This is a genomic window from Xanthobacter autotrophicus (assembly GCF_030015065.1).
Taxonomy (GTDB): domain Bacteria; phylum Pseudomonadota; class Alphaproteobacteria; order Rhizobiales; family Xanthobacteraceae; genus Xanthobacter; species Xanthobacter autotrophicus_D.
The window spans coordinates 1-6,856 of sequence record NZ_JAIVFN010000168.1 but is presented as its reverse complement, the minus strand read 5'-3'; the positions used below and the strand labels follow the sequence as shown (position 1 = coordinate 6,856).

Annotated in this window: 9 protein-coding genes; 5 read left to right on the top strand and 4 right to left on the bottom strand. The window is 69.8% G+C overall.

The genetic code is table 11. The features are described from left to right. Window positions 1-215: 215 nt before the first annotated feature. The 5 genes from K9U40_RS21250 (at window position 216) to K9U40_RS21230 (ending at window position 4,433) form a co-directional block, all read left to right on the top strand. The gene (locus K9U40_RS21250) at window positions 216-971 is read left to right on the top strand and encodes a LamB/YcsF family protein (protein ID WP_282892111.1); all 756 of its coding nucleotides are present in this window, start codon (window positions 216-218) and stop codon (window positions 969-971) included. Beyond that, window positions 955-1,698, top strand: coding sequence for a 5-oxoprolinase subunit B family protein (locus K9U40_RS21245; RefSeq protein ID WP_282892110.1), 744 nt, complete (start codon window positions 955-957; stop codon window positions 1,696-1,698). The genes K9U40_RS21250 and K9U40_RS21245 overlap by 17 nt, the downstream gene beginning before the upstream one ends. Beyond that, window positions 1,695-2,729, top strand: a complete 1,035-nt coding sequence (locus tag K9U40_RS21240) for a biotin-dependent carboxyltransferase family protein (protein WP_282892109.1) — start codon at window positions 1,695-1,697, stop codon at window positions 2,727-2,729. Before K9U40_RS21245 ends, K9U40_RS21240 begins: the two co-directional genes overlap by 4 nt. Window positions 2,730-3,002: 273 nt before the next feature. Beyond that, the gene (locus tag K9U40_RS21235) at window positions 3,003-3,800 is read left to right on the top strand and encodes an alpha/beta hydrolase (protein WP_282892108.1); all 798 of its coding nucleotides are present in this window, start codon (window positions 3,003-3,005) and stop codon (window positions 3,798-3,800) included. 21 nt (window positions 3,801-3,821) lie between these two features. Beyond that, window positions 3,822-4,433: a hypothetical protein gene (locus tag K9U40_RS21230; protein ID WP_282892107.1), complete on the top strand. Its 612-nt coding sequence runs from the start codon at window positions 3,822-3,824 to the stop codon at window positions 4,431-4,433. A 52-nt stretch (window positions 4,434-4,485) separates the two neighbouring features. Here the strand turns inward: K9U40_RS21230 and K9U40_RS21225 are convergent, their stop codons facing one another. The 4 genes from K9U40_RS21225 to ilvN all read right to left on the bottom strand — a co-directional run bounded on the left by K9U40_RS21225 (window position 4,486) and on the right by ilvN (window position 6,804). After that, window positions 4,486-4,695 carry a hypothetical protein gene (locus K9U40_RS21225; RefSeq protein WP_282641256.1) on the bottom strand — a complete coding sequence of 70 codons (210 nt, stop codon included), beginning with the start codon at window positions 4,693-4,695 and terminating at the stop codon, window positions 4,486-4,488. Next, on the bottom strand, window positions 4,664-4,957 hold the full coding sequence (locus K9U40_RS21220) for a BrnT family toxin (RefSeq protein ID WP_282892106.1): 294 nt from the start codon (window positions 4,955-4,957) through the stop codon (window positions 4,664-4,666). The genes K9U40_RS21225 and K9U40_RS21220 overlap by 32 nt, the downstream gene beginning before the upstream one ends. A gap of 145 nt (window positions 4,958-5,102) precedes the next feature. After that, window positions 5,103-6,122, bottom strand: coding sequence for a ketol-acid reductoisomerase (gene ilvC / locus K9U40_RS21215; protein WP_012113511.1), 1,020 nt, complete (start codon window positions 6,120-6,122; stop codon window positions 5,103-5,105). Window positions 6,123-6,288: 166 nt separating this feature from the next. Next, the gene (gene ilvN / locus K9U40_RS21210; protein WP_282892105.1) at window positions 6,289-6,804 is read right to left on the bottom strand and encodes an acetolactate synthase small subunit; all 516 of its coding nucleotides are present in this window, start codon (window positions 6,802-6,804) and stop codon (window positions 6,289-6,291) included. Window positions 6,805-6,856: the final 52 nt, after the last annotated feature.

The window sequence follows — 6,856 nt, the reverse complement described above, 5'->3', positions numbered from 1 at the left end:
TGTATAAGAGACAGCCCCTCCCCCGCACGACGCCGGATGTTTCCGGCGTCGTCTCTTGGGAACCGAACTCGGCAACAGCCGAGTTCGGGCGGGAGAGGGGGCAAGACCACGCCTTGTTTCGAGCTGAGACACGACCCAAATCCAGGCAAGCCGAGCGGCTCGGCGTGACCGCGATGCCCAAGCCATTCTCAAGCCAATCCTGAGGGAAGCGCACCATGCAGGTGGACCTCAATTCCGACCTCGGCGAGGGCTTCGGCGCCTACGCCATCACCGACGACGCGGCGCTGCTCGACATCGTCTCCTCGGCCAATCTCGCCTGCGGCCTGCATGCGGGCGACCCCGAGATCATGGCCCGCGTGTTCGCTCTCGCGAAGGAGAAGGGCGTCAGCATCGGCGCCCATCCCGGCTTTCCGGACCTGTGGGGCTTCGGCCGGCGCCGCATCCCCTTCTCCATGGGGGAGATCGAGCGCCTCGTCGCCTACCAGATCGGCGCCGCCCAGGGGCTGGCCGCCTATGCCGGCCACCGCGTGTCCTACGTGAAAGCACACGGCGCCCTTTCCAACATGGCGGAGGAGAGTGCGGAGATCGCCTCCGCCATCGCCCGCGCGGTGAAGGCGGTGGATGCGCGCCTGCCCATCCTCGCCGGGCCGCTGGGCGCACAGGCGCAGGCCACCCGCGCGGCCGGGCTCACCCCCATCGCCGAGATCTTCGCCGACCGCGCCTACACGGAAGCCGGCCTGCTGGTGCCGCGCGGCCAGCCCGGCGCGGTCATCACCGATCCGGACGAGGCGTCCGCGCGCGTCGTCGCCATGGTGAAGGCCGGGGCCATCATCACCACATCCGGCACGCCGCTGCCGACCGAGATCGGCTCCATCTGCGTGCATGGCGACAGTGCCCATGCGGTGGAGACCGCCCGGCGGGTGCGGGCGCGGCTCGAAGACGAGGGCATTTCCATTGTCCCCTTCGCCTGACACCCCCCTGCCCCGCCTGCTGGACGCCGGGGAAACCGCCCTCGTCGCCGAGTTCGGCGACCAGGTGGACCCCGCGATCAACGACCATGTGCTCGCCCTCGACGCGGCCGTCACCGCGCGGGCCCTGCCCGGCGTGCGCGAGAGCGTGCCCACCTATCGCTCCCTCATGATCCATTACGATCCGCTGGTGATCGACCGCGCGACGCTGGCCGCCGAGGTGACCGCGCTGGCGCAGGCCGCTCCCGCGCAAGGGCGGCGCGGCGCGCTGTGGACCATTCCCTGCTGCTACGATGCGGAATTCGGCGAGGACATCGCCGATATCGCCGCCGCCACCGGTCTCACGCCGGACGAAGTGGTGGCGCTGCATTCCGGCGCGCGCTACCGGCTCTACATGTACGGCTTCGCCCCCGGCTTCTGCTATCTGGGCGGCCTGCCGGAGGCGTTTGCCAAGGTTTCACGCCGGCTCAAGCCGCGCCCGCCCCATCCGCCCAACGTGGTGATGATGGCGGGCGGGCTCGCCAGCATCGCCACCGTCTCCATGCCCACCGGCTGGTTCCTGGTGGGCCGCACGCCGGAGCGCATGTTCTCCCTCACCCGCACCCCCACCGTGCTGCTGGACGTGGGCGACGAACTCATGTTCGAGCCCATCGACCGCGCCACCTTCGACGCGCTGGAAGCCCGCGCCGCCGCCGGCGAGGTGGTCGCGCGCCGGGAGCCGCAGCCATGAGCGCACCCGCCCTGCGCATCGTCTCCGCCGGTCCCGGCACCACCATTCAGGACAGCGGGCGGCACGGCTACCTGCGCTTCGGCGTCACCGGGGCCGGCCCCATGGACGCCCTCGCCCACGCCACCGCCAACCTCGCCGTGGGCAACGCGCCCGGCGCCAGCGCCATCGAGGTGGGCCTCGGCGGCCTCTCGCTCGCGGCGGAAGACGGGCCGGTGACGCTGGCCATCGCCGGCGCGCCCTTCGCGGTGGCGCTGGACGGCCAGAAGCTGGAAACCCCGCTGGTGCTGACGCTGGAGCCCGGCGCCGCCCTCTCCCTGCGCCCCGGCCCCGCGGGCGCCTGGTGCTATGTGGCGGCGGCGGGAAGCTTCGCCATCGCGCCGGTGCTGGGCTCCACCGCGACCCATACGCGCTCCGGCCTCGGCGGGCTCGACGGCGGGCCGCTGAAGGCGGGCGACCGCCTGCCCGTGGGCGAAACGGCGGATCTGGGCCATACCGCCCCCTCCCGCCTCATCGCCCCGTGGCTGGAGCGTTCGCGCGACGTGGTCCGCGTGGTGCTCGGCCCGCAGGATGATTTCTTCACGCCTGAGGTGGTGGAACGCTTCCTCACCCAGCCCTGGACCCTCTCGGGCCGCAGCGACCGCATGGGCTACCTGCTGGAGGGCGAGCCGCTGACCCATGCCGGCGGCTTCAACATCGTCTCCGACGGCATCGCCCATGGCGCCATCCAGGTGCCGGGCGAGGGCCTGCCCATCGTGCAGATGGCGGACCGTGCGCCCACGGGCGGCTATCCCAAGATCGCCACCGTCATCGGCGCCGATCTCGGCAGCTTCGCCCAGTTGCGCCCGGGCGCCGGCTTCCGCTTCGCGGCGGTGGACATCGCGACTGCCGTTGCGGCGCGACAGGCCCAGGCCGAGGCGCTGGCGCGGCCGGTGGAGCGCATGCCCCTCATCCGCACCGAGCTGCCGTCCGACTTCCTGCTGGGGCTCAACCTGGTGGGCGGGGTGGTGAGCGCCACGGCGCCTGCGACCTGAAGCGTCCCACCATTGGCCCCGGTCCAGGACCGGGACCAATGGTATTGAGCCCGGTTCCGGCAAGAGCCGGAACCGGGCGCCGGCCCGTTTCTTGCCAGATCAAGCCCGTGGAGCCCCTGCGGCAGGGGCACGATGGCAAGTGAGGCCGGCCATGGCCTTGGCGATGAAGGCAAATTCGACCGCACGCGCGGCCTGCCCGCCCGCGTGCGGAACCCGACACGCGTGTGACAACGGCCGGTTCACCCTGCGCCGGTCCTGCGAGAGGGCGCGCGGATGACCACGGAACTCGCCCCCGCTCCCGCCGCCGGCACCGAGCTGCCGACCGATCTGCCCATCGTCGCGGGGCCGAAGATCGCCGCTTTGTCCTGCGGCAAGCCGGCGTGGCTCGTGGTGCTGCTGCATGAGGAGGGTGCCGACGGGCAGAAGGTGATCGACCTCGCCCTCAACTGGGCGCCGGAAATGCCCAAGGCCGACTTCCTTGCCGCCGAGGCTCCCTTCCCCGCCCCCGGCGGCGGCCGGCGCTGGTTTCCCTCCGACGCCATGACGCCGGAAGCCGTTTCCGAAGGCCTTGCCACCGCCGCGCCGTGGCTCGACGCCTTCCTCGATCGCATGCTGGCCGAGCGCCGGCTGCCGGACAGCCACCTCGCTCTGGTGGGCTTCTCGCAGGGGGCCATGCTGGCACTCCATGTGGGGCTGCGCCGCGCCGCGTGCCCCGCCCTCGTCATCGGCTTCTGCGGCGCACTGCCGGAGGCGGACGACCTTGCCGACGAGATCCGCGCGCGGCCTCCGGTGCTGCTGATCCACGGGGAGGAGGATGAGGTCGTCCCCTTCGCGCAGATGGTGGCCACCCGCGAGCGGCTGAAGGCGCTGGGCGTGCCGGCGAAGAGCATGCGCCGGCCGGGCCTCGGCCACGCCATCGACGACGACGGCATCCTCGCCGCCGGCGGCGTCCTTGCCGCCACGCTGGTGAAGAAGCCCGCCGCGAAGGACGGCCACGACGACCATGACCACGACGACCATGACCACGATGACCATGACCACGATGACCATGACCACGATCACGACCACTGAAGCCGCCGCGAGGACCCGCCCGTGACAGAACCCGTTCCGCCCGCGCTGAAGCGCTTCATCTGGGACATCCAGTCCATGGTGGAGCTGGCGGACGACCCGCGCGAGATCCTGATGATCGGCGCCGACCTCATGGGCCGCCTCGTCGCCGCCGACGACTGGCTGCCGGGGGTGTTCGCCGCGGCGGGGGGTGCGCCGTTCCGCCAGTACCAGCTCTATGCGGACGGCATGGAGCGCTTCTGCGTGGTCGCCACCGTGCTTTCGGGCGGCGCCGACCTGCCCCTGTGCCAGGAGCCGTTCTGGGAGATTTTGGGCGTGCTGCGCGGCACGATCCACCGCCAGCGCTTCGCCTTGCTCGAGGGCGCCGCGCCCGGGCCCCGCGCACCGGTGAAGGCGCTGCCGGCTGGCAGCGTGGAGACCTTTTCGCCCAAAGGCGGCGACGGCCTGAAGATCGCCAATGCCTCCGAGGTGGAGGTGGCCATCGCGATCCAGGTTTATGGCGGGGAGATCGGCGGCCTCGCGCGCCGCGCCATCACGGCGGACGGCGGCGCCTCGGCCTTCACCAGCCTCTACGCCAACCCACCGGAGGCGCCGGCCTACGACATCCTCACCATCCAGACCCAGATCGTGGATTGAGGCCGGCAGCGGTCGCGCGATCCTCGCGGGCGGTGGCTGGCGCGGAGCAGGCCTATTCGGCGGCTTCCTTCGGCGGCTTGCGCCGGCTTTTCGCGGGGATGACGAGATCGAACTCGGCGAGTTCCTCGTCGGTGGGAAGGGCACTGTCCGGATCGGACTTTGCAGCGGCGATGATTTCCTCGTCCGACATGGCGCGGAGCTTTTCCCAGTCGACCTCCTTGATCGCCCGGTCAGCTTCCTCCAATTGCTTCTTGGTAGGCACGCCGCTCGCTCCGCTTCGCCATTCTCAGGGATATGGGGCGCCGCTTTCTGCTTCGCCATGTCCATACACACAATAGCACATCTTCGCCGATGGCAGCGATGGTCTCGAAGCGAAGCTCAGTCTGCGGCGGCTTGAGGGATTGCCGGTCAAGGCGCGGCCTCCCGTCGAACAGGCGTCCCGCAATGGACAGCGGCAAACCGTGCTTCACACGGTTCGCCGCGTCCTTGTCATCGTCCCATTCGAGGTCGTCGGTCTCGCCCATTGCAGCCCCCGTCTCCGCCGGATCCTGGCATATCCTGGCTCCGTGGCCCAAGCTTCGCCCCGGTGACAGTGTCACCGGGGCTTTGCCAATAAAAAGCCCCGGAGCGGCAAAAGCCGCTCCGGGGCGAAGCTCCGCAGGAAACGGATCAGTTCTTGGTCTTGTCCACCAGCGCCTTGGCCTTGATCCAGGGCATCATGGCGCGCAGCTTCTCGCCCACTTCCTCGATGGGGTGGGCGTTGGCGCGGGCGCGGGTGGCCTTGAAGGAGGCCTGGTTCACCTTGTTCTCCAGCATCCAGTCGCGGGTGAACTTGCCGGTCTGGATGTCGGTGAGCACGCGCTTCATCTCCGCCTTGGTCTCGGGGGTGATGATGCGGGGGCCGGTGACGTATTCGCCGTACTCGGCGGTGTTGGAGATGGAATAGTTCATGTTGGCGATGCCGCCCTCATAGATGAGGTCGACGATGAGCTTCACCTCGTGGAGGCACTCGAAATAGGCCATCTCGGGGGCATAGCCGGCTTCCACCAGGGTCTCGAAGCCGGCGCGGATCAGCTCCACCAGGCCGCCGCAGAGCACCACCTGCTCGCCGAACAGGTCGGTCTCGCACTCTTCCTTGAAGGTGGTCTCGATGACGCCGGCGCGGCCGCCGCCGATGGCGGAAGCGTAGGAGAGGCCGAGGTCATGGGCGTTGCCCGAGGCGTCCTGGGCGATGGCGATGAGGGTCGGCACGCCGCCGCCGCGCTGGTATTCGGAGCGCACGGTGTGGCCGGGGCCCTTGGGGGCCACCATCAGCACGTCGAGGTCAGGGCGCGGCTCGATGAGGTTGAAGTGCACGTTGAGGCCGTGGGCGAACAGCAGCGCCGCGCCGTGCTTCATGTTGTCGGCGAGGCTCTCGCGATAGATGTCGCCCTGCAGCTCGTCGGGGGTGAGCATCATCACCACGTCGGCCCACTTGGCGGCGTCGGCGGGGCTCATCACCTTGAAGCCCTCGGCCTCGGCCTTCTTGGCGGTGGCGGAGCCGGGACGCAGGGCGACCACGACCTCCTTCACGCCCGAGTCGCGCATGTTGAGCGCGTGGGCGTGGCCCTGGCTGCCATAGCCTACGACGGCGACCTTCTTGCCCTTGATCAGGTTCAGGTCGGCATCGCGATCGTAGTAAACGCGCATCGTTTTCTCCTTATGGGCGTTGTCTCGAATGTCGGTGTGATCCGCGCCGGGCGTCCCTTTGCACCGGATCGCGGCAAATGGGAACAGCCGTTCGCGCCGGAGGGCGGCTTTCCCGCCCTGCCCGGCGCGAGGCGCTGCCTCAGATGATGAACGGGAACATCCCGCCCTACATGGCCTCCGGCCCGCGGGAGATGGCGACCACGCCGGTGCGCGCCACTTCCACGAGGCCGAGCGGCTCCATGAGCCAGGCGAACTGGTCGATCTTGTCGGACTTGCCGGTGATCTCGAACACGAAGCTCTCGCGGGTGGCGTCGATGACGCGGGCGCGGAACGCCTCGGCAAGGCGCAGCGCCTCGCCGCGGGCCTCGCCCAGCCCGCGCACCTTCACCATGGCGAGTTCCCGCTCCAGCGTGGTGCCCTCGACGGTGAGGTCGCGCACCTTGTGCACCGGCACCAGCCGGTCGAGCTGGTTCTTGATCTGCTCGATCACCATGGGGGTGCCGGTGGTGACGATGGTGATGCGCGACAGGCGCCCCTCATGGCTCACCTCGGACACGGTGAGGCTGTCGATATTGTAGCCGCGGCCGGAGAACAGGCCGATGACGCGCGCAAGCACGCCCGGCTCGTTGTCGACGAGGACGGAGAGGGTGTGGCGCTCGATGGACTCGGGGGATTGGGACATGGCGGGGCTCTGAAGGAAAAAGAAAGGGGATGTCCGGCGGGCTCCCTCTCCC